The sequence below is a fragment of the Aestuariivita sp. genome, from assembly GCF_049276915.1.
Lineage (GTDB): Bacteria > Pseudomonadota > Alphaproteobacteria > Rhodobacterales > Rhodobacteraceae > Aestuariivita.
Genome location: NZ_JBASXK010000122.1, coordinates 1 through 21,180 on the forward strand (window position 1 = coordinate 1; position 21,180 = coordinate 21,180).

Annotated in this window: 25 protein-coding genes; 18 read left to right on the top strand and 7 right to left on the bottom strand. The window is 59.7% G+C overall.

What is annotated here, in order from left to right; all coding sequences use genetic code 11:
* Window positions 1–409, bottom strand: a 409-nt coding sequence (locus WAO69_RS12935; RefSeq protein WP_422179767.1) for a hypothetical protein, incomplete at its 3' end; no start/stop codon positions are given.
* 376 nt (window positions 410–785) lie between these two features.
* Between WAO69_RS12935 and WAO69_RS12940 the strand changes: the two genes are divergently transcribed.
* The 6 genes from WAO69_RS12940 to WAO69_RS12965 all read left to right on the top strand — a co-directional run bounded on the left by WAO69_RS12940 (window position 786) and on the right by WAO69_RS12965 (window position 4,132).
* Window positions 786–1,067: a rod-binding protein gene (locus WAO69_RS12940; protein ID WP_422179769.1), complete on the top strand. Its 282-nt coding sequence runs from the start codon at window positions 786–788 to the stop codon at window positions 1,065–1,067.
* Window positions 1,057–1,416 (top strand): flagellar biosynthesis protein FlgN, encoded by a 360-nt coding sequence (locus tag WAO69_RS12945; RefSeq protein WP_422179771.1) that lies wholly within the window; start codon window positions 1,057–1,059, stop codon window positions 1,414–1,416. Before WAO69_RS12940 ends, WAO69_RS12945 begins: the two co-directional genes overlap by 11 nt.
* A gap of 218 nt (window positions 1,417–1,634) precedes the next feature.
* A complete protein-coding gene (locus tag WAO69_RS12950) occupies window positions 1,635–2,489 on the top strand; it encodes a flagellin (protein ID WP_422179773.1) in 855 nt (284 codons plus the stop codon).
* A gap of 81 nt (window positions 2,490–2,570) precedes the next feature.
* Entirely contained in the window at window positions 2,571–2,930 is a 360-nt protein-coding gene (gene flaF / locus WAO69_RS12955) for a flagellar biosynthesis regulator FlaF (RefSeq protein ID WP_422179775.1), read from the top strand.
* Window positions 2,931–3,335 (top strand): flagellar biosynthesis repressor FlbT, encoded by a 405-nt coding sequence (gene flbT / locus WAO69_RS12960; protein WP_422179777.1) that lies wholly within the window; start codon window positions 2,931–2,933, stop codon window positions 3,333–3,335.
* The gene (locus tag WAO69_RS12965) at window positions 3,332–4,132 is read left to right on the top strand and encodes a DUF1217 domain-containing protein (protein WP_422179779.1); all 801 of its coding nucleotides are present in this window, start codon (window positions 3,332–3,334) and stop codon (window positions 4,130–4,132) included. Before flbT ends, WAO69_RS12965 begins: the two co-directional genes overlap by 4 nt.
* Window positions 4,133–4,231: 99 nt before the next feature.
* Here the strand turns inward: WAO69_RS12965 and WAO69_RS12970 are convergent, their stop codons facing one another.
* Genes WAO69_RS12970 through WAO69_RS12990 form a run of 5 tightly spaced genes read right to left on the bottom strand, consistent with a single transcriptional unit; the run spans window position 4,232 to window position 10,763 of the window.
* The gene (locus WAO69_RS12970) at window positions 4,232–5,767 is read right to left on the bottom strand and encodes an indolepyruvate oxidoreductase subunit beta family protein (RefSeq protein ID WP_422179781.1); all 1,536 of its coding nucleotides are present in this window, start codon (window positions 5,765–5,767) and stop codon (window positions 4,232–4,234) included.
* Window positions 5,764–7,914 (bottom strand): thiamine pyrophosphate-dependent enzyme, encoded by a 2,151-nt coding sequence (locus tag WAO69_RS12975; RefSeq protein ID WP_422179783.1) that lies wholly within the window; start codon window positions 7,912–7,914, stop codon window positions 5,764–5,766. The genes WAO69_RS12970 and WAO69_RS12975 overlap by 4 nt, the downstream gene beginning before the upstream one ends.
* Window positions 7,915–7,929: 15 nt before the next feature.
* Window positions 7,930–8,409, bottom strand: a complete 480-nt coding sequence (locus WAO69_RS12980; protein WP_422179785.1) for a MarR family winged helix-turn-helix transcriptional regulator — start codon at window positions 8,407–8,409, stop codon at window positions 7,930–7,932.
* Entirely contained in the window at window positions 8,406–9,968 is a 1,563-nt protein-coding gene (locus tag WAO69_RS12985) for a phytoene desaturase family protein (protein WP_422179787.1), read from the bottom strand. Before WAO69_RS12985 ends, WAO69_RS12980 begins: the two co-directional genes overlap by 4 nt.
* Before the next feature lie 3 nt (window positions 9,969–9,971).
* Window positions 9,972–10,763 carry a cyclase family protein gene (locus WAO69_RS12990; RefSeq protein WP_422179789.1) on the bottom strand — a complete coding sequence of 264 codons (792 nt, stop codon included), beginning with the start codon at window positions 10,761–10,763 and terminating at the stop codon, window positions 9,972–9,974.
* Window positions 10,764–10,860: 97 nt separating this feature from the next.
* Between WAO69_RS12990 and WAO69_RS12995 the strand changes: the two genes are divergently transcribed.
* Genes WAO69_RS12995 through WAO69_RS13020 form a run of 6 tightly spaced genes read left to right on the top strand, consistent with a single transcriptional unit; the run spans window position 10,861 to window position 17,574 of the window.
* Entirely contained in the window at window positions 10,861–12,444 is a 1,584-nt protein-coding gene (locus WAO69_RS12995) for a phytoene desaturase family protein (protein ID WP_422179791.1), read from the top strand.
* 32 nt (window positions 12,445–12,476) lie between these two features.
* Window positions 12,477–14,003, top strand: a complete 1,527-nt coding sequence (locus tag WAO69_RS13000) for an ABC transporter substrate-binding protein (RefSeq protein ID WP_422179793.1) — start codon at window positions 12,477–12,479, stop codon at window positions 14,001–14,003.
* Window positions 14,004–14,062: 59 nt separating this feature from the next.
* Window positions 14,063–15,073 (top strand): ABC transporter permease, encoded by a 1,011-nt coding sequence (locus WAO69_RS13005; protein WP_422179795.1) that lies wholly within the window; start codon window positions 14,063–14,065, stop codon window positions 15,071–15,073.
* Window positions 15,066–15,917 (top strand): ABC transporter permease, encoded by an 852-nt coding sequence (locus WAO69_RS13010; protein WP_422179797.1) that lies wholly within the window; start codon window positions 15,066–15,068, stop codon window positions 15,915–15,917. The genes WAO69_RS13005 and WAO69_RS13010 overlap by 8 nt, the downstream gene beginning before the upstream one ends.
* The gene (locus WAO69_RS13015; protein WP_422179799.1) at window positions 15,914–16,783 is read left to right on the top strand and encodes an ABC transporter ATP-binding protein; all 870 of its coding nucleotides are present in this window, start codon (window positions 15,914–15,916) and stop codon (window positions 16,781–16,783) included. The genes WAO69_RS13010 and WAO69_RS13015 overlap by 4 nt, the downstream gene beginning before the upstream one ends.
* The gene (locus WAO69_RS13020; protein WP_422179801.1) at window positions 16,780–17,574 is read left to right on the top strand and encodes an ATP-binding cassette domain-containing protein; all 795 of its coding nucleotides are present in this window, start codon (window positions 16,780–16,782) and stop codon (window positions 17,572–17,574) included. The genes WAO69_RS13015 and WAO69_RS13020 overlap by 4 nt, the downstream gene beginning before the upstream one ends.
* Window positions 17,575–17,578: 4 nt before the next feature.
* On the opposite strand, the gene WAO69_RS13025 is transcribed toward WAO69_RS13020, so the two are convergent.
* A complete protein-coding gene (locus tag WAO69_RS13025) occupies window positions 17,579–18,907 on the bottom strand; it encodes a FliI/YscN family ATPase (protein ID WP_422179803.1) in 1,329 nt (442 codons plus the stop codon).
* Window positions 18,908–18,993: 86 nt separating this feature from the next.
* Here WAO69_RS13025 and WAO69_RS13030 point away from each other — a divergent pair, with 86 nt between their 5' ends.
* The 6 genes from WAO69_RS13030 to WAO69_RS13055 form a co-directional block, all read left to right on the top strand.
* Window positions 18,994–19,383, top strand: coding sequence for a FlgB family protein (locus tag WAO69_RS13030; RefSeq protein ID WP_422179805.1), 390 nt, complete (start codon window positions 18,994–18,996; stop codon window positions 19,381–19,383).
* A 10-nt stretch (window positions 19,384–19,393) separates the two neighbouring features.
* Entirely contained in the window at window positions 19,394–19,786 is a 393-nt protein-coding gene (gene flgC / locus WAO69_RS13035) for a flagellar basal body rod protein FlgC (protein ID WP_422179807.1), read from the top strand.
* 19 nt (window positions 19,787–19,805) lie between these two features.
* A complete protein-coding gene (gene fliE / locus WAO69_RS13040; protein ID WP_422179809.1) occupies window positions 19,806–20,096 on the top strand; it encodes a flagellar hook-basal body complex protein FliE in 291 nt (96 codons plus the stop codon).
* 1 nt (window position 20,097) lies between these two features.
* Entirely contained in the window at window positions 20,098–20,370 is a 273-nt protein-coding gene (locus WAO69_RS13045) for a flagellar biosynthetic protein FliQ (RefSeq protein WP_422179811.1), read from the top strand.
* Window positions 20,370–21,083: a flagellar hook-basal body complex protein gene (locus WAO69_RS13050; RefSeq protein WP_422179813.1), complete on the top strand. Its 714-nt coding sequence runs from the start codon at window positions 20,370–20,372 to the stop codon at window positions 21,081–21,083. The genes WAO69_RS13045 and WAO69_RS13050 overlap by 1 nt, the downstream gene beginning before the upstream one ends.
* Window positions 21,084–21,100: 17 nt before the next feature.
* On the top strand, window positions 21,101–21,180 hold an 80-nt coding region (locus WAO69_RS13055; protein ID WP_422179815.1), incomplete at its 3' end, for a flagellar basal body protein.

Sequence of the window (21,180 nt, forward strand, 5' to 3'; positions counted from 1 at the left end):
CGGGCCCGCGATCATCGCTGTTGCCTTGCGTTGTCCTGGACAGATCATCAAAGGAGGCCACAGGTGTCTGGGTCAGCAGGAAAACACCGGCTCCAGAGGGTGACGCCACCGGCCTGTGTTCGATCGAGGCAGACACGTGAGGCTTCGCCTCGGCGACGGGCTTTTCGAAGATGAACCTGTCGGTCAGGCCTGCAGGTGGCATGAGCGCGCCAGATGTCTCTGCCCCCTCAGCCGGTCCGGACCTGGCGCTTTTCATGACGGGGACACCGGACTTGATCCCGGCATCATCTGCATGGGTGTGTACCTGCCGATCGTTCCTGTCGATCATGCGCGCCTTGTCTTCTGGCGATCCTGTTTCACCGTCGGCCTTTACCCCATGCGATGATGTGGCCGGCAGGTGTTGGGGCATTGCATCGTTGGAAATCGCCCCCTGCATTTGTTCAACTTGGTCCGGATCGGCGGCCACTTCGGCTGCAGCCTCAGGTATATCCTGATCTTGGTCAGTGCCGGCCCCAGCGTCAGGCAACGGATCCGCAGCGGGTTTCGCAAGAAGAGCGGCCAGAACGTTTCCGAAATCCCGTTGCGGCGATACAGTGGCACCAGGTTCCCCGGGGACACCAGCGCGGGGTACGACCATCGCAGGCGTCGGTGGCAAAAGTGGGTCGATCATCATGGCTGCTCCGGGAATCGTCCTCAGTTGAGCCCAACATGACCGCATCTGCTTACCGGTTCTTTACCGCTCTGCGGCACAGTCTCACAAAATCACTCCAATTCGAGGCAACAGCATGATTCCCCCCAACCTGACCGAACACGCCCCTGCCCCGCAGATCCGAAACGACACCCAATTGCGCGAGGCCGCGATACAGCTTGAGGCGCGTTTTCTGGCTGAGATGCTGAAATCCGCTGGCCTGGGCGAGACGCGCAGCGAATTCGGGGGCAGCACCGGAGAGGATCAATTCAGCTCGTTCCTCGTTCAGGAGCAGGCGCTGCAAATGGCACGCGCCGGAGGAATCGGACTGGCGGAATCGATTTTTGATGCATTGAAGGAGCGTGGCAATGGCAACTGAATCAGCACAGGATCTGGTCGGCGCACTTGAGGACATTCTTGAGACAGAGCGTGCTGCGCTGCTGAAAGGGGATGTCGATGCCATGACCCGTTTGGCCGAAAACAAGGAACGTTTGATCGACCTGTTGAATGCCCGGACCGATCTGCCGCACACGGAACTGATCAGGCTGCATGACAAGATCACCCGCAATCAGAGTCTGATGAACAGTGCTCTGGAGGGGATTCGCGCAGTCGCCGCGCGCATGAGCGAGATGCGCCAAGTCCGGCAGGCACTGCACACCTATGATCGCTCTGGCTCGATCCGCAAGATCATCAATGATGCCGCGCGCCAGATCGAAAAGCGCGCTTGATCAGGGCGTTTCGTCTCAAATGCCGCGCAATGTCGCCAGGCGGTTTAGCAAAGCATTAGCATTTGGCCGCCAAAGTGCCCTTGCATCCCAAGGCGGATGGCGCGGCGAAGACACCATCGCGCACGCAATCGTCAGAAAGGCGTTTCGAGCTGCTCTTTCATTTGGGGCGGAGAGTTTTGGCGCAAAAGCGTCATTGGAAGCAACAAGGAACCTGACTTATGACCAGTATTCTGACGAACAACAGCGCAATGATCGCGCTGCAGACCCTCAAAACAATCAACTCGAATCTTGCAGACACCCAGAACGCGATCTCGACAGGCAAGGATATCGCAACCGCCAAGGACGGATCGGCGATCTGGGCAATCTCCAAGGTGATGGAGGCGGATGTCGCGGGCTTTAATGCAGTCTCTGATTCCCTTGCACTTGGTGAATCGACCGTGGCTGTTGCTTCGGCAGCGGCGGATCAGATCGTCACCGTTCTGACCGACATGAAAGAGCTCGCAATCTCGGCGAATTCGGAAAACGTGGATTTCGCGAAGATTCAGGCCGATATCGCAGAGCGTGCCGCGCAGGTTGACTCGATCATCTCAGCTGCGCAGTTCAACGGCGCAAACTTGCTGGCAACCAGCGTGGATGGCAATGCGGGCGTGACAAGCCTGTCCGTGATTTCGTCGCTTGACCGGGTGGGTTCTGCCACACCAACACCCAGCACGATCACGGTTGATACGGTCGACTTTGAGGCAAACATCGACCTTTTGGGTGCAGGCAACCTGACCGCGATTACAAACACAACAACTGCGGCGACGGCGCTTGGTGAAATCGAAGCCTTTCTGACACTCGCCATTGACGGTGCCGCTGCACTGGGTGCATCGGGCAAGCGACTGGAAGATCAACAGGTCTTTGTCGGCAAACTCTCGGACGCCATGAAATCGGGCATCGGCTCCCTTGTGGACACCGATATGGAAGCCGCCTCGGCACGGCTTCAGGCATTGCAGACCCAGCAGCAGTTGGGTGTTCAGGCGCTGTCGATTGCCAACCAGGCACCACAGACGCTGTTGTCGCTGTTCCGGTAATGAGAATGGCCGGGGTGCATCTGCGCTCCGGCCTCCAGCCTTTTCCCTTTTGAGAGCCGAGGTCGACACGTGAATGCGACATTGAGAGCGCAAAGCGCTTATGCAGCAGGAGCTGCCCCAACACGAACAGCAAAAAGCCTTGAGTATGAAACGATTGCGCGGATCACCCACAAGCTGAAAGTAACGGCCGCAACAAGAGAGGCAGACTTTGCCGCATTCGCAGTCGCGCTGAATGACAATCGCAGGCTTTGGCAGATCTTTGCCTCGGATGTCTCGTCCGATGCCAATGGCTTGCCGGAAACACTGCGTGCTCAGATATTTTCTCTGGCCGAGTTCACCTTTGCGCATACTCGCAAGGTTCTCGCCAGGACAGAGGACATCACAGACCTTGTCGAGATCAACACCGCGATCATGCGCGGCCTGAATCCGGGGACATCTTGAATGGCTGGTCTTGTTCTGAAACTGGGTCCAAAGGAACGCGTCCTGATCAACGGTGCGGTGATCGAAAACGGGGACCGGCGCAGCCGGCTGTCCATTGTGACGCCGGACGCCAACGTATTGCGTTTGCGCGACGCGATTCATCCTGATGAGGCAACGACGCCGGTCAAGCGGGTCTGCTATGCCGCACAGCTTGTGTTGACCGGGGATGCAGGCCCGAAGGAAAGCCGCATGGCTTTGCTACGCCGCATCGAAGAGCTGAGCCAGGTTTTCAAGGATCCCGACAGTCGCGCATCCATCGCACAGGCGACACATGCGCTGGTCAATGATCAACATTACCTCTGCCTGAAGGCCCTGCGCAGCCTGCTTCCGCGAGAGGAACGACTTTTGGCGGCAAACCGCAGATGAGCTTTCAACCGGTTGTCCCTTTGTCCGGCATCGCCGGGTGGTCGTTCCTGCAACGGACATACGACAGTCAATTCGCGGCGTTCAACGCATCCCCGCAGTTGCAGCGCGACACCGACTATTTTCGAGAGAACATCTCGAATGTCCTGACGGCTGAGGATCTTGTGTCGGATCGACGTCTCTTGTCCGTGGCGTTGGGCGCATACGGTCTGGCAGATGACATCGACAACCGCGCCTTTGTGCAGCGGATCCTGGAGGATGGTACAGAAGCGCGCGATGCGCTGGCCAACCGATTGGCGGATGAACGCTATAAGTCCTTTAGCGACGCGCTGGGTTTCGGGCCCAATCAGATCCCCCAGACGATCCTGCCCGGCTTTGCGGAACGGGTGATCGGCCTCTATGAAACCCAGCAATTCGAACAAGCTGTCGGTGCACAGGATGAGACGATGCGCATCGCCTTGTTCGCGCAGCGGGAACTGGCGGATCTGGCGCAAAGTGGAAAGAGCATGGAGGCGCAGTGGTTTTCGATCATGGGCTTGCCGCCGCTGCGCAGCATGATGGAAACGGCACTGGGGTTGCCCGCCAGCTTTGGGCAAATCGATATCGACAAGCAGCTTGAAGTCTTTCGGGACAAAGCGCGCCAAAAGCTTGGAACAGACAGTATTACGGAACTTGTCCAACCCGAAAACCTGGACCGTTTGACCACTACCTATCTGGCGCGCTCACAGATCAACAGTTTTGGCCTGAACACCAGCAGTGCAAGTATTGCGCTGTCGCTGTTGGTTGCGTCACAGGCTTGAGTGAGCGCCATGACCCGGTATCCACTCCACTCTGCGTTGGCACTTTTCGGGCGACCAGGTCACCGTGCGCTCCTCGCTCCAAGCGCTGCTTTGACAGTATCAGACGAAACTCCGCACCGTCGCGATGGCACCGGCCAAGGCCTCGCCTTCGGGGTCCTTGAGGGCAGCCTCGCGCAAACGGGCCATCCAGTCAGCAGCATCCTCGCGCCCGTTCAGAAGATCGACCGCCGCCATGACGGTGCCGAACTTCGTCAGACCGCGCGCATGGGTGTCGGAATAGCCTTTGACCAGGCGGCGGTTCTTGAGCAGTTCGACGGACAGGGCATAATCCTGCTCCAGAACCGCCAGGCTGTCGCGCAACCAGGTCTCAAGATGCGCCACCTCGACCGCGTGGCGCAGGGTGCGCAGGCGATAGCCCTTCAGCCCGCCAAGGACATGCAGCATGACGAATGATCGCAGCGTATGCGTGCGCAGGCGCCGCCCCTTGTTGAAGAGCCGGTTCAAGACGGCCATCCGCCTGGGGCTGGCCTCCCATCTGGCCCCCATTTTCGCAGGCATCAGGCTGACGATTTCTTCTGCCCGGGGGTGAAAGAACTCGGTCAGTTCGATCAGGTTTTCCTCGGATGCACCCATCTCCTCGCGGATCCGCGACAGCCGCGGGGCACGGGTTTTCAGATCCGCCACCCGGATGATGTCGTCATAGGCCATGGCATTGGCGATGTATTTCGCGGCCGTGGCGCTGAGTTGCCAGTCATGGGCGGCATCATCGCGCGCGATGATCCGGTCGAGCCGATCAAGATAGGTTGTGCCATACGCGCAATCCTGAAAATCAACGACCTTCATCAACCCGGCCTGTGCCATTGCAATCACGGGAGCTGGCAGCGCCCGCACACGCTGCATCAGTGCCTCCCAGGCCTTTATCCCGGCGGCTGGTCCTTCAAGTTTCGGGGCCGTCTCCGGTGAGGATTGGGCCACGGGTGCCACACCCTGAACCGCTGCGTCAAACCCTGCCGCGAATGCCCGCAGAGAGGCTTCCACGCCTTTGCCACTGGCCCGGATGGCATCCTCGAAGGCCTCGCGCGGAAAAGGCAACGCGCCGGATCCTGCCAAGGCACCAAAGAGGCTGGAGGAGATGACCGAGCCCTGCTCGACGGCCAGACGGTCCATATCCGCAAGGATCAGATGTTGGGCTGCAATCTCGGCCGCTGCGCGGACTTCGTCGGCATTGGCGATGCCGTCACCGGGCACCGTCTTTTCCGACACGGCCAGCGCGCGATGTGTCGAGCCAATCAACACCGTACGGTCCGGCGTCACGAAACCGCGCATCACCGCGCGCCCCACTTCCATCATCTCGGCGGCGATCAGGATATCCACATCCCCGCTGGACGGTGCGAGGGCCAGGACCGGCTCCTGATCCGATGCCGGCAGCATCTCGATGTAATAGATCGTGGCACCAGTGCGCTGCGCCACGCCCGCAACGCTGGTTGCCTGACAGAAATAGCCCTGAGACCGCGCCAGGGCCTCGATCCAGCCGGTCAGAACGCCCCCGCCCTGACCGCCGACGGCCATGACCGCCAGCTTGATGATCTGGCCGACGCGCGCGTCGGGAACCTTTGGGTCCAGCACCATGTTCATGTCGGTGCTCCGGTCATGCGCATGCGTTTGGCATCGCGCCGGGTTTGCAACCAGGTGATGACGCGGGTCCGTATCCCGGCGCGCCACTTTTCGAACCCTTTGGGATTGTGCACCACATCCGCGCGATAAAAGGACGGGCACAGAACGGCGGCATCGGCCACCTCACCGCAGTTGCCGCAGCCCACGCATGTCTGGTCGATATGCGCAATCGGATCGTCGCGCAGCGGATCGTCCAGCCGTTTCAGCGAAAGTGACGGACAGCCCGACAAGCGAATACAGGCGTGATCCCCGGTGCATACGTCGCTGTCCACGCCAAAGCGGGGAATATCCACACGACGGCCCTCCTTGATCGCCTTGTTGCGCAGGGGCTTCTCGCGGCGCTGCTTGTTGAGCATGCATTCCGACGACGCCACGATGACCTTGGGGCCCTTGAAGTCCGTGGTCAGTGCCTCGCGCACCGTGTCCCGAACCTTGGCCACATCATAGGTGCGGTCGATCTGGCGGATCCACTCTACCCCGACGCCTTTGAGAGCCTTGGAAATCGGGTTGTTCGTTGCCTTGGTATCGTTTTGCGCACGACTGGACAGGATGTCCTGCCCTCCGGTCGCAGCCGAGTAATAATTATCCACGATCACGACCACATTGTCGGATTTGTTGAACACCATGTTCCCGATCGACGAGCTGAGTCCATTGTGCCAGAAGCCACCGTCTCCAAGGATCGAGATGGCGCGCCTGTCTCCGCCTCCATCGAAGGCACCATTGGCCGCCGGCCCAAGACCATAGCCCATGGTGGCACCGCCGATTTCAAAGGGCGGTAACGCGGCAAACAGGTGGCAGCCGATGTCGGCTGTGATCTGCGATTTTCCCAATTCCTGTTCAACCAGTTTCATGCCGGCAAAAATCGGGCGTTCTGGGCAGCCGGTGCAAAATCCCGGCGGTCGGATCGGCACAGTCTTGGACAGATCGGGGATTTCGGGCGCTTCCTGATTGGGCGCGCGGACCTGCCCCGGCAACATCGCGGGCGCGGCCTTCTTGAGAAAGGCGGTCACACCGTCCAGCATCACCTGACCGGTGTACTCACCGGCCATGGGCAGCACGTCCTTGCCATAGAGTTTGAGCGTCGCACCGGCCTTGTACAGGAAGTTGCCCAGCATCTGTTCGATATGTTCGGGTTGTCCTTCCTCGACCACCAGCACATGGTCCTTGCCCTCACAGAACGCAGCGAATTCGCTTTGTACGATCGGGTAGGTCACATTCAGGCAATAGATCGGAACCTCGGACTGGCCAAAGACATCTGCCAGACCAAGGCGTTGCAAGGCACGGATCAGACCGTTGTACATCCCACCTTGCACGACGATGCCCAGCTTGGAGTCTTCAGGGCCGAACACCTCGTTCAGCTTGTTCTCGACGATGAACTTTTCGGCATTGGGCCAGCGGTTCTTGATCTTGTCCTGTTCGTGCAGATAGCTCATCGGGGGCAGCACGACGCGATTGAAATCCGATTGCGGATTGGCAATGGCCTGCTTGACGGTTAGCGGCGGCGGCACGTTGTTCCTGGTCGCAAAACTGCCCGTCACATGGCACGAGCGAATGCGCACCATCAGCATCACCGGCGTGTTGCTGGCCTCGCTGAGTTCGAACCCGTCTTTGACCGCTTTGGTGATCGAGGGCAGGTTCGGGCGTGGGTCAAGCAGCCAGAACTGCGACTTCATCGCAAAGCCATGAGACCGCTCCTGCATGATCGAGGAGCCTTCGCCGTAATCCTCGCCGACAATGATCAATGCGCCCCCGTTCACACCGGATGAGCACAGGTTGGCCAGAGCGTCCGACGCCACATTGACACCCACAGGGCCCTTGAACGTGACCGCTCCGCGGATCGGATAATGCACGCTGGCCGCCAGCATCGCCGCGGCAGCGGCCTCGGAGGCATTCGCTTCGAACCGCACACCCAGCTCGCCCATCAGCTCTTCGGCATCGGCCAGAACGTCCATCAAATGGCTGATCGGCGCACCCTGATAGCCGCCGACATAGCCGACGCCGTTCTCCAGAAGTGCCTTGGTAATCGCAAGAATTCCCTCGCCGGTAAAGACGTCGCCGTCCCCCTTGCGCAGGTGTTCTACCTCAGCCTTGAATGACCGTTCTGCCATCTTGTTTCCTCGGATTCAGAAGTCGTGTTTGCGAATATTGCGCAACATGGTTTGAAGGGTGCCGACAAAGGCACGCCGTTGGTTGTCGTCGATGCCCCGGAACATCGCTTCGGAGGCCTGTGACATATGTGGCCAAAGCCTGTCATAGGCCTGACGCCCGGTATCGGTGATGAACACGCGCGTGGCGCGGCTGTCCTGTTCGTCGGGCTCACGCCGGATCAGCCCGGTCTGGTCCAATGTGTCCAGCGCACGGCTGAGCGTGGATTGTTGTACCACGGCATAAACGGCCAATTCGCGGATCAGGATACCGTTGACGACCGACAACACCGCCAGCGACCGCATCTGCGGCGTCGTCAGGCCCAGATCAGCCATCTCGGCCCGCAAAGCGGCGTTATAGCGCCCCATGATCCGGTTCATCAGATAGGGCGCAAAATTCTCGAGACCCATCTCGCCCAGACGCGGGGCATTGGTCATGATATCCTTGGTTTCGCTCATGCGCCCAATCCTTTGGCCACGTTAAAGCCAGACCCGCCGCCCAGTCCGGGGCCGGGATGCGTTGAGGCACCGATGTGATAGAGATTGGCAATGGTCGTGGTGGTGTTGATCTGCCCGGCGACAGGACGCCAGACAAAGAATTGATCCAGCGTGCACGCGCCGCCATAGGGATCGCCACCCACAAGATTGACGTTCATCGCCTGCAGATCGGCCGGAGAGTAGGCGCGCCGCTTGAGTTTGATCTGGTCCCAGTTCCGGATGTGTTTGGCCAGTATGTCCTCGATACGATCCGCAAAAGCTTCGCGCATTGCTTCGGTCCAGTCGGGGACGGTTTCAATCTGTCCCGCGGCATCCCCTTTGATCACCGGTGGTGCATCCGGGATTTGCAGCCAGAGTATGGCCTTGCCTTCGGGACAGCGCGTGGGATCCAGACGGTGGGGCTGACCCACACAGATCGTTGGCGTGACGGGCAACATGCCGCGCTCGGCTTCGTTGGATGATTTCGACACCGCATCAATGCCGTCTGTCAGGTGGATCAGCGCCACCTCATCCAGACCTTCGCCAACCCAGTCTATCGGGCCATCCAGCGCGTAATGCAGTTGGAAGTTACCCCTCCCATGGCGGAACTTCTTAGTGGTTGCGGGTTTCGCGGTTTCACCAAGCAATCCGTCATAAAGCTGTCCGGGTGCGGTGCTGGCAATCACAGACGTGGCGCGGATCGTTTCCCCTTCCGAGGTCTCGATACCCACAGCCTTGCCGGCTTGTACAATGATGCGCGCGGCCTCGACCCCGGTGCGGATCGTGCCACCTTGCGACTCGATCAGGGACTGGAAGGCCGCTGCCGCCTGCCCGGCTCCGCCTTTGACGACAGGCGCGCCTGCCGCCTCGAGCGCAAAGGCAATGACGCGGGCCATCTGGCCGCCATAGCTGGCCTCGGGTGTCAGCCCGACATGCAGCACCCATGGTGCCCATATCGCCTGAACGTCGGGGCTGCTGTAGCGCGTCTCCAGCCATCCGCGAGCAGGCTCCATCGCCTCTCCGAACCAGGCCTTGAGAGGCCCAAGGCCTTTTTTCCACGCCTGCTTGGCCACCAGCATGGCCGTCTGGCGCGACCAAAGCGGCTGGCCCAGCAAGGCAAAGAGAAACGCGGCGTCCTGTTCGATCCTCCCGACATCCGCCGCATGCTGATCGCCGTCGCCCGCGCTGCGCGCATTGAAGGCGGCGACATTCGCACCCCGGTCCATCTCAAGGCGCAGGGCCGAGCCATCCGGGCGCAATACGGCGGTCGGATGGGGGGAATGGCAGAACTCAAGCCCATGCCTGGCCAGATCTTCGCCCAGCGCGGCATGTGCCGGTCCGGTCAGAAACAGAACGAAAGTCGCCGCCATCACGTCGTGATGAAAGCCAGGGAGCGTTACGTCCTGGGAGGTATACATACAGCCGCCGGTGCGGCTCTCGCGTTCGACCACCAGAACACTGTCGCCCTTGCGCGACAACATCGCGGCGGCCACCAACGCATTGATGCCCGACCCGATGATGAGGTGGTCGAATTGCGCCACCCGTCAGCCCGTAGGGACGAGTGCCAGAGCACGAATCGGGCTGCCGGTTCCGTTCTTGATCTTGAGCGGCGTGGCGATCAGGATCGCGCCCTTTGGCGGAAGCTTGTCCAGATTGGCAAGGCTTGCCAGCCCAAAGCAATTGTCGCGGTGCAACAGGTTGTGAGCCGGGAACGGAGGTTCCATCCCGCCGGCCTGGCCCGCATCCGTACCGATGCATTGCGTACCCCAACCGACGATCTTCTTGCTCAGCAGGTATTCGATGCAATCCGGGGTCGGCCCGGGGGAATGCGGTCCGGTCTCGTCGGCGTTCAGGAACTTGGCCTCGTCGTTGACACGTGAGTCCCAGTCGGTCCGCATGACGACCCACTCGCCCGCGCCGATCTCGCCATGCTCTTTCTCCCAGGCTTTCACGCCATCCGCCGTCAGCAGAAAATCTTCGTTTTCGGCCGCTTCCTTTGAGCAGTCGATCACGTTGACCGGCGCGACCAGCCGCTGCACATCCAGCGTGTCGGTATAGCCATCTTCATAATCCTTGCCTGTGATCCAGTGATGGGGAGCGTCAAAATGGGTGCCGGAATGCTCGCCCAGCACCATCCAGTTCCAGGCAAAGAACGGACCATCAGAATCGTATTCCGATATTTTGTGGATCTCGATCTTGGGGGTGTTCTTGGCAAAATCCGGCGGCAGCTGCAGGATTGGCGTGTCAGGCCCGAGCACACTGGAACAATCCACGACCTGCACCTTGCCCGAGGCCAGCATGGCCCCCAGGTTGCCTACAATATCCGTTGCATTCATCTTGTCATTCTCCCTGATCGCCGCATGTTTCATATGGCAGCTCTGTGATGATTCAAAGCTAGACAAAATTACATGCGTTTGCAATTATCTTGTTCGAGTGTGTGAAGGGGATCTGACCATAAAACCTGATGCAGTGATCATCGGAGCGGGCCACAATTCGCTGGCCTGTGCCTGCCATCTTGCTGCGCGCGGGTGGAAGGTGGCTGTCTATGAGCAGGCGTCCGAACCCGGTGGCGCGGTCAAGACGGGCGAATACACGCTGCCGGGCTTTCGCCATGACTGGGCCGCGATGAACTTGTCGCTCTTTGCAGGATCGGCTTTTCATTCAGATTATGCCCCCGAGCTGGCCAAGCACGGGCTGGCTTTTGCACCCACCGGAAATCCCTTTGCCTCGGTCTTTCCCGATGGGCGCTGGTTGGGCATCTCGAATGATGTTGCACTTACAACGGCGCGTGTCCGGGGATTTTCCGACGCGGACGCGGCTGCATGGACAGAGCTGACCCAAGCCTTCCCCGGTGAGGCTGAGTCGATTTTCGCGATTCTGGGCTCACCCATGAATTTACGTGCAATTTCATCTTTAAGCTGGAAGATGTGGCGCGCCAAAGGCGGCGGAGGATCTCTGGATCTGGCGCGATTCCTGATGATGTCGCCGCGCGCCTGGCTGGATAGTACCTTTGAAAGCGATCATGTCAAAGCCACTCTTGCGGCCTGGGGCATGCATCTGGATTTCGCACCCGATGTTGCCGGAGGTGCGGTGTTTCCCTACCTCGAAGCGATGGCCGGTCAGGCCTTTGGCATGGTGCTGGGCGAAGGCGGCGCTGACACGATGATCAAGGCCATGGTCGCCATGATCCAGGCGCGGGGCGGGGTCGTTCAGTGCAACGCCACCGTGACAGGCATCCGCCACAGCAACGGACGCGCATCGGGGATAACGCTGGCGGATGGTTCGATTGTCGAGGCCGAGAAGGCCGTGATCGCCAATGTATCGCCAACAGCATTGGCGCGACTGACCGGCGGCACAGGCGAGGCCCGCCATCAGCGCGCTATGGAACGGTTTCAATATGCGCCCGGTACGATGATGATCCACCTGGCCATGGAGTCCCTGCCCAACTGGTCGGCACCCGAGCTGAAGCGATTTGCCTATGTCCATCTGGCACCCTCGCTGGATCAAATGGCGCGCACCTATGCGCAGGCCAAAGCCGGCCTGCTTCCGGATGAGCCTGTGATCGTCTGTGGCCAGCCCACGGTGGTTGACCCGTCGCGCGCGCCTGATGGAAAGCATGTGCTGTGGCTGCAGGTGCGGATGGCCCCGGCTTTGATCAGAGGCGATGCCAAAGGCGAGATCAACGCCACGGATTGGGAAACCGCAGCAGCGCCCTTTGCGCAACGCGCTCTGGACATCGTTGAACGCTATGCTCCGGGCACGCAGTCGCGTATCCTGGGCAAACATATCGTGACGCCCGCTCAGCTGGAGGCCGACAATCCCAACCTTGTCGGCGGCGATCAGGTCTGCGGCAGTCACCATCTGCATCAACACTTCATGAACCGTCCGGCGCGCGGCTATGCGGACGGAACGACGCCAATCAAGAACCTCTATCACACCGGAGCCGCCGTCTGGCCCGGTGGGGGAACCGGAGCGGGATCAGGCACGATGCTGGCCCGCAAACTGGTAGGAAAATAACCAGAAAAGACATCAACACGGGAGTTACAATCATGACACTATCCAGAAGACGCCTGCTCAAGACATCGGTCGCAGCGGCAACCCTTGCCGCAGTCGGCATGCCCAGCTTTGCATCCACGATTGATGAACTGGTCATCGCCTATAATGTGAACCTGCCCAGCTGGGACCCGACCGTGGGTCTGTCAGCGGTGAACCCGACGATCCAAGGCTTCTACCAGTCGGTGTTCGACCTCTATATCCCTCAGAACCCGGACCTGTCCTTTGGTTCGGGGATCATTACCGACTATGGCTGGAACGACGACAATACCGCGATCTGGATGGATGTGCGCGAAGGCGTCACCTGGCACAATGGCGATCCGCTGACGGCCGAGGACGTGGCCTGGTCGCTGGCCCGTGTGGCCAACCCCGATACCGGCAGCCCGATCCAGTTCATCTGGGGCAAGATCACCAACATCCAGTTCGAAGGTAACCGCGTTACCGCCAATATGCCGGAATTCGAGCCGACATTCTTCAAGTGGATGTCGTTCCTGACCGGCTATGTCATGCCGAAGAAGTACTATGAAGAGGTCGGCGCAGAAGGGTTTGAGGCCGCGCCCATCGGCTCTGGCCCCTATATGGTCGAACGGTTCGAGCGCAACGCCTTTGTCCGCCTGAAAGCCAATGAGAATTACTGGGGTGGCGCACCCGAATTCAAAACCGTGACGATCAAATTCGTGACCGATGCCGCCAGCCGCGTTGCCGAGGTAGAGTCGGGTAACTCGCATGTCACTCTTGAGGTGCCATACGAAGAATTCGATCGCCTGAAAGAGAAAGACGGGATCGAGGGCACCGTCACGCCTGTTTCGGATATCGGCATGATCTTCCTGAATGATATCGAGGTGATGACAGATCCCAACGTGCGCAAGGCCGCGGCTCATGCCATCGACAAACAGCTGATCGTGGATCGTCTGCTGTCTGGTTACGGCATCCCGATCGACACATTGCAGACGCCCGATTACATCGCCTTTGATGACAGCATCAAGGTGCCCTATGACCCTGATCTGGCCAAGGAACTGTTGGCGGCTTCGGGCTATGGCCCTGACAATCCGGTGAAGTTCAAGATCCAGACCACCCGAGGCTTCAAGCCCAAGGATTATGAGATGATTCAGGCCATTGTCGGCCTGTGGCGTCGCGTCGGGATCGAAGCCGAGATCGAAGTCTATGAGATCGCCAAACACTTTGAACTGCGCGCGGCGGATCAGCTTGCTCCGGCAGCCTTTTACAACTGGGGCAACTCGGTTGGGGATCCGACCACTTCGACCGGTTTTGCGATGTTTGGACCGTCACCCCATTCGGTCTGGGATGGCCAGGACACCTTTGATGCCATCCTGCCGCTCTGGGCCGAGGCGGACGAGGCCAAGCGGATCGAAGGTTGGAAAGCGGTTGATCGCCGGATCGCTGAAAACGCCGAGGTTATTCCGCTGTTGCAGTATGTTCAGCCGATCCTGCATGTCTCTGGGGTCAACGTTGTACCCCACCGCTCGGGTGCGCTGCTGCCGCATCTGATGACACGGGCATAACTGTTCCTGACTGACCGGCGGGGCTGCATCCGCGGCCCCGCCTATTTTGTTGGATTGCCATGGCACTTTTGCGCAACATCCTGATCCGGCTGCTGACCACTGCCGTGACGCTGTTTGGCGTTGCGGTCATTGTCTTTGTAGTGATCCGTGTGGTTCCGGGGAACCCGATTGCCATGATGCTGCCCCCCGGCGCGACCGAAGAGGACATCGCGCGGCTGCAGGCGCAATACGGGTTCGACAAGTCGATATTCGAGCAATTCGTGATCTGGCTGAGCAATGTGATGCAGGGGGATTTCGGCACGTCGATTTCGCTGCGCCAGCCGGTGGCGGATCTGGTTCTGGGTCGTCTGCCCGCAACGCTTGAGTTGTCGATTGTCGCGCTGGTGATTGCGGTGTTGATTGGCGGATCGCTTGCGCTGTTGGGCACGCTTTATCGTGGCACGAAAACCGAAGGCGTGGTCGACGTCACAGCCGGTATGGCGCTGTCGATCCCGGATTTCCTGTGGGGTCTGGCGCTGATCCTGTTGTTTGGCGTGCTCTGGCCGATCTTTCATATTTCGGGTCGGATCTCGCCTTCGCTGGACATAGATTTTGCCACGAATTTCTATCTGTTCGAAGCGCTTGTGCGGCTGCGGTTCGATGTGATCGCGGACCTGATCGGACATATGTTCATGCCCGCGCTGGCGCTGGCAATTCCCCTGGCGGCCATCATCGCGCAACTGCTCAAACAATCGCTCAAGGAGACGATGCATCTGGACTACGTGACGCTTGCCCGGACCAAGGGATATGGCGAAAACCATGTGATCCTGCGCGAAGCACTGCCCAATGCCGTGCTTCCGACGCTGACGTTGGTGGGTGTGCAGTTTACCTTCCTGATCGGCGGAACCGTGATCATCGAACGGCTGTTCAGCTATGAGGGGTTGGGCAACATGGCCATCGATGCGGTCATCAACCGGGACCTGCCGCTGATCCAGGGCATCGTGATCCTGTTCGCGCTGCTCTTCACCATCGTCAATCTGGTGGTGGATATGTTGTATGTCGTGCTGAATCCGCGGTTGCGCAATGCGTGACGCGCGCAGTGAGGTACGCAGACCCATCGGACTGCGATTGTGGCTATCCGGAGGATGGCTGACGCTTTTGGTTGTGGCGGCAGTCTTTGCGCCGCTGATCGCGCCGCATGATCCGTTGATGCAGGACCTGTTTCTGGGTCGCATGCCACCCTTCTGGATGGACGGGGCCGAACCGGGCTATTGGCTGGGAACGGATTCTCTGGGCCGGGATGTGCTGTCGCGCATCCTCTATGGGGCGCGTCTGGCATTGATCGTGGCCTTGGTCGCGGGGGTTTTGACCTGCCTTCTGGGGGCCACGCTGGGGCTGATGGCAGGTTTTTATCGCGGCTGGACGGACCGGGTGATCAGCCGCTTTGTGGATATCTGGATGGCCTTTCCTCCGGTTCTGTTCGCAATCCTTCTGATCGCGGTTCTTGGACCCGGCTTGATATCCATCATCATCGCCATCGTCGTGATCGACTGGACACGCTTTGCCCGCGTCATCCGGGCCGAGACATTGTCACAAGGCGCAATGGACTACGTGGTCAGTGCTCAGGTTGCCGGTCGCACACGCTTTGGCACCATGCTGACCGAGATCCTGCCGAATGTGCTGCCCACCATCGTCGCCCTGCTTACGCTGGAAATGGGGATCGCGGTGATCGTCGAAGCTATTCTGAGTTTCGTGAACCTCTCGATCTCGACTGACAGCCCGACATGGGGCGGCATGATCGCCGAGGGGCGCACATCGGTTCATCAGGCCTGGTGGGTTCTGGTCTTTCCTTTGGTCACCCTGTTCCTGACCGTGCTGAGTTTTTCACAACTGGGCGAAGGGTTGAAAGACCGCTTTGATCCGGTGCTGCGATGAATGGCTATCTCTCGATACGAAACCTGACCGTGCGCCTGAAGGCGGGGCCGGTGATCTTGCGGGCGGTCTCTCTGGATGTGTCGGCTGGTCAGGTGCATGGGCTGGTGGGTGAATCCGGGGCGGGCAAGTCCATGATCGGCAAGGCCGTGCTGGGCACCCTGCCCCGTGCGCTTGAGATCACATCGGGCGAGATCTGGCTGGATGGTGTCAACCTCATGACGCTGACGGCGATCCAGCGACGCCGGCTGATCGGGGCCAAGGCCGCGCTGATCCCACAGGATCCGCTGACAGCGCTGAACCCGTCCAAACGGATCGGCCCGCAGATTACGCGGCGACTGGTGGATATTCTGGGCTGGCGCAAGTCCGATGCCGAAGCGCGCGCGCTGGAGTTGCTGGACGAAGTGCATATCCCGTCGCCCGACCGGGTCATGCGCAGCTATCCGCACGAGCTGTCGGGCGGCATGCGCCAACGTATCCTGATCGCATCGGCTTTTGCCGCCGAACCGAAACTGATTATTGCGGATGAACCGACCACCGCGCTGGATGTGACGGTGCAAAAGCAGATCCTGCGCCTGATCAACGAAATGCAAGACAGACACGGCACGGCCTTGTTGTTCGTGACCCATGATCTGGGCGTCGTGTCCAAGGTCTGCGATACGCTGTCGGTGCTTTATGCCGGCAAAGTGGTGGAAGACGCACGCATGACGCGCTTTTTCATGCGGCCGATCCACCCCTATTCCGCCGCGCTTCTGGCTGCCACACCCACATATCTGGATCCCGAAGGCAGCCTTACTCCGGTCTCTCAAGCCGTGATCGACGCGGTTGAGCAAGAGGTCCGTGAGCATGACACGAGGGCCGGCGCATGATGTATGAAGTTCGCGACCTGCAGCTATCGCTTCCGGATATGGCACATAAGCCGCTGTTTGGCGCTGCCCCACGGATCGACATCCTGAAGGGGCTGAGTTTCGACGTTCCAAAGGGTGCGGTGCTGGGGATCGTCGGCGGCTCGGGCTCGGGCAAGTCCACCTTGGGTCGCGCCATGCTGCGGCTTCTTGAGCCAACGGGCGGTACGATCCGCTTTGATGGAACGGATATCACCCATTTGCCCGAGGATCGGCTGCGCGGCATGCGACAGCGGTTCCAGATGATCTTTCAGGACCCGATGTCGTCATTGAACCCGCGTCGCCGGGTGGGCGGGATCATTGCCGGGCCGCTCAAGCTGCATGGGTTGGACAACATTGCTGCGCGCGTGGACGAGGCCCTGGATATGGTCGGCCTGCCCCGCAGCTTTGCCCGACGGTATCCGCATGAATTGTCCGGCGGTCAGCGCCAACGCGTCGGCATCGCCCGCGCCGTCGCACTGCGCCCTGAATTCATTCTGGCGGATGAGATCGTGTCAGGTCTGGATGTGTCGTCTCAGGCGCAGGTTCTGAACCTCCTGGACGAGCTGGTGGGCGAACTTGGTCTGACACTGGCCTTTATCAGCCATGACCTGTCGGTGATCCGTCGGCTGTGTTCCCGCGTGCTGGTTCTGCATCAAGGCAAGATCGTCGAGGAGAATGAAACGGCCCGACTTTTCGCGGCACCCCAGGCCGATTACACAAGGGAGCTTCTGGCGGCGATCCCCTTGCCGGATCCCTATCAGGTCTGGCGCTGACAGGTCACCGTGGCCCGGCGCGTCTGAGGATCAGGTTCAGCCTGTCAAAGCTGGCCGATACATCGGGCTCGGAACCTTTTGCGATGAACTGATCAAGCTCACCCCAGATGCGCATCGCCCGGTCCACCAGAGGATCGCTGCCTTCGGAATACAAACCCGCCTTGAGCATCATTTCAGCGCCCTCATATGCGCCAAGAAGCCTGCGCGCCTCTTGAAGCGTTTCGTTTTCTTGCGGTGTGGCGGCCTGCGGCAGGCTGCGCGATACGGATTTGAGCAGATTGATCGCCGGATATCGTCCGCGTTCGGCAATGTTGCGATCCAGAATGACATGGCCGTCCAGAACACCGCGCAGAATATCGGCAATCGGCTCTTCGAAATCCGAACCCGCCACAAGCACGCTGAACAGGGCCGTGATGCTGCCCTCGCCCACCGGGCCGGGGCCTGCGCGTTCACACAGGGACATGATCATCTGTGCCGTCGATGCGGGATAGCCGCGCAATGCCGGGAATTCTCCTGCAGCCAGCGCGATCTCACGATGGGCTTCGGCAAATCGGGTGACTGAATCGGCAAGAAGCAGAACGTTCTTTCCCTGTTCGCGAAAATGCTCGGCGATCGTCATGGCAGACCACGCACAACGACGCCGCAACAGGGCGGATTTATCCGACGTGGTCGCCACGATGACGGACCGCGCCATCCCTTCGGACCCAAGCGTTTCCTCGACAAACTGGCGCAACTCACGTCCGCGTTCACCAATCATGGCGACGACTACGACATCAGCCTCCATCCCGCGACACAGCGCGGCCAGCATATTGGACTTTCCGACCCCGGAACCTGCAAAAAGCCCAAGCCTCTGACCCAGAACCAGTGGCAGGAATGTGTTCAGCGCAGCAAGGCCTGTGTTCAGCCGACCGCCCAGCGGTGCGCGGGTGCTGGCAGCGGGCGCGGATATCTGCGTTGGGCGCGCCACCGCTCCGGGCATCAAGGGCATACCGTCCAGAGGCGATCCGAACGGGTCAACCACCCTGCCGATCCAGCTGCTTGACGGGGCAAGACAGGCATTGCGCGGATCAAGAACGGCCTTGGCATCCATTGAAATCCGGTCAACCGGATCATGGGGCATCACCGCAACATGATCCTTTGCAAGTTGAATGACCTCGCCCGTGACATGCTGGCGATCATCGCCGTGAAACGTGACCTGCGATCCGATATAGGCCGCGTCGCTCAGCCCGCTGACATGCAAGATGCCCGAAGAAACCCCCGAAACACGCCCAACGGCACGCCAGCGCGGAATGCGCGAAATCTGCGCGGTGAGTGCCTGAAGGCCGTGGTGCATCTGTACGCTCTCCTGGACGTGCTGAAACCGTTTTTAAAGGAATCACCGTTAAGCCTTGGTTGAGACGGATCGAGGGAGAAGCCCCGATGTTCACATCGCTGGACGTATTCAAACTGGCACATGCCATGGCCAGTCATGCCGGCCAAAGGCAGGCCCTGGTCGCGCAGAACGTGGCCAACTCCGACACGCCGGGATACCGTGCGCGTGATTTGCCCGCGTTTGCCGAAACCTATCAATCTCCATCCTTTGCGACCAGATTGATCGCCACGCGGGACAGTCATCTGTTCGGGCAGTCACAAGGCCAGCAGCCACGCGCCATCGAGACACCCGGACCGGCATCCGCAAACGGCAACACCGTTACAATCGAAAGCCAGATGCTGCAAGCGGTGGACGTCAAGCGCCAGCATGATCGGGCCATGGCGATCTACAAATCCTCTCTCACGATCCTGCGCAGCAGCATCAGCCGACAATCCTGAGGAGTTTCGCATGAGTGAGTTTTCCAAAGCACTTTCCGTGACCACCAGCGGTCTGCAGGCCCAGTCCCAGCGCTTGCGGCTTTTGGCCGAAAACATCTCGAATTCGGACACGCCGGGGTACCGGCGAAAAACGATCCCGTTCGAGGCGTCTCCTGGCACCGGCGGGGCAGTCAGCGATGTGCGCACCGGACCAGTCAGACTGGACCAAAGCACACTGACCCGCGTCTTTGATCCCGGCCATCCTCTTGCCGATCAAAGTGGAAACTATGACGGATCAAATGTGGATCTGATCATCGAGATCGCCGACGCACGCGAAGCCCAGCGCAGCTATGAGGCCAATCTGAAAATGTTCGAGCAGGCACGACAGATGTCGTCAAGCCTGATGGAACTCTTGCGACGTTAACCACGAAAGGACATCCAGAATGGATATTCACAACCTTACTGCGGCCGGAAAATACGCAGCCGCCCGTCCCGTCACCGAAGCGCTGCCCAGCCAGAACTCGGCAACTGATGCGTTTTCGAATGCCGCACAGGATTTCGCAAACACCCTCAAACAGAGCGAGGTTCTGGCAAAGGAGGCGATGACCGGCACGGCAGACCCGCATGCCTTGGTCCAGGCCCTGGCACAGGCTGAACTGGCCGTAGAAACCGCAGTCACGGTGCGCAACCGGGTTGTCGAAGCGTATCAGGAGATCCTGAGGATGCCCGTCTGATATGCTGAACGAGGCCGTGTTCTATGACGTTTTGCGTCAGGGGCTTTGGGTGTCGGTCGTTCTGTCTTTGCCGATCCTGACTGTGGCGCTGATTGCGGGTCTGGTCGTCGGTCTGTTTCAGGCACTGACATCCATTCAGGAGCTCACGCTGACCTTCGTGCCCAAACTGGGTGCCATTGTCGTCGTTTACTGGATCTCGATGGGGTTCATGACCCAAAGCCTCGTTTCCTTTTTCCAGGACGAAATCGTCCCACTCATCGCAGGAGGAGTCTGATGGATCAAACCGGATACATCGCACTGACCCGTCAATCTGGCCTGATGCGCGAAATGCAGGTTGTCGCCAACAACATCGCCAATGCGGCAACAACAGGTTTTCGCCAGGAGGGTATGGTTTTCTCGGAATTCGTGCAGCGTCAGAACGATGCGCCATCCGTTTCGATGGCCTTTGGCAATGCCAGTGGTGCGTCGATGATGCAAGGCGCTCTCACAAAGACCGGCGGTCAGTTCGATCTTGCGATTGAAGGCGACGGCTTCTTCATGATCGAAACCCCCGACGGGGAAAGACTGACGCGGGCGGGCAATTTCGCACCGAATGCCGAAGGGGATCTGGTGACGCTGGACGGGTTGCGTGTTCTGGATGCAGGCGGAGCACCGGTCTTTGTGCCCCCCGGGGCGGCTGATCTTGCCGTTTCCGAGGATGGAACAGTCTCAGCGGATGGCCAGATACTGGGCCAGATCGGGATCTTCATTCCCTCCCCGCCCGGTGTATTGCGCCGAGAGGCCGGCGTGATGTTCTCATCCGATTCAGGGTTTGAAGAGGCCGTGAACCCGCGCGTTCTGCAGGGCTTTCTTGAAGGCTCGAATGTGGATGCAATCTCTCAGATGGCGCGCATGATCGAAGTGCAGCGTGCCTATGAAATGGGCCAGAGCTTTCTGGATGCGGAAAACGAACGCATCCGTGAAGCCATCAAATCTCTCACCCGATAATCCAGAAAGGATCAGGCATGAAAGCTCTGAAAATTGCGGCGACCGGAATGGCCGCACAACAAATGCGGGTTGAGACGATCTCGAACAACCTCGCGAA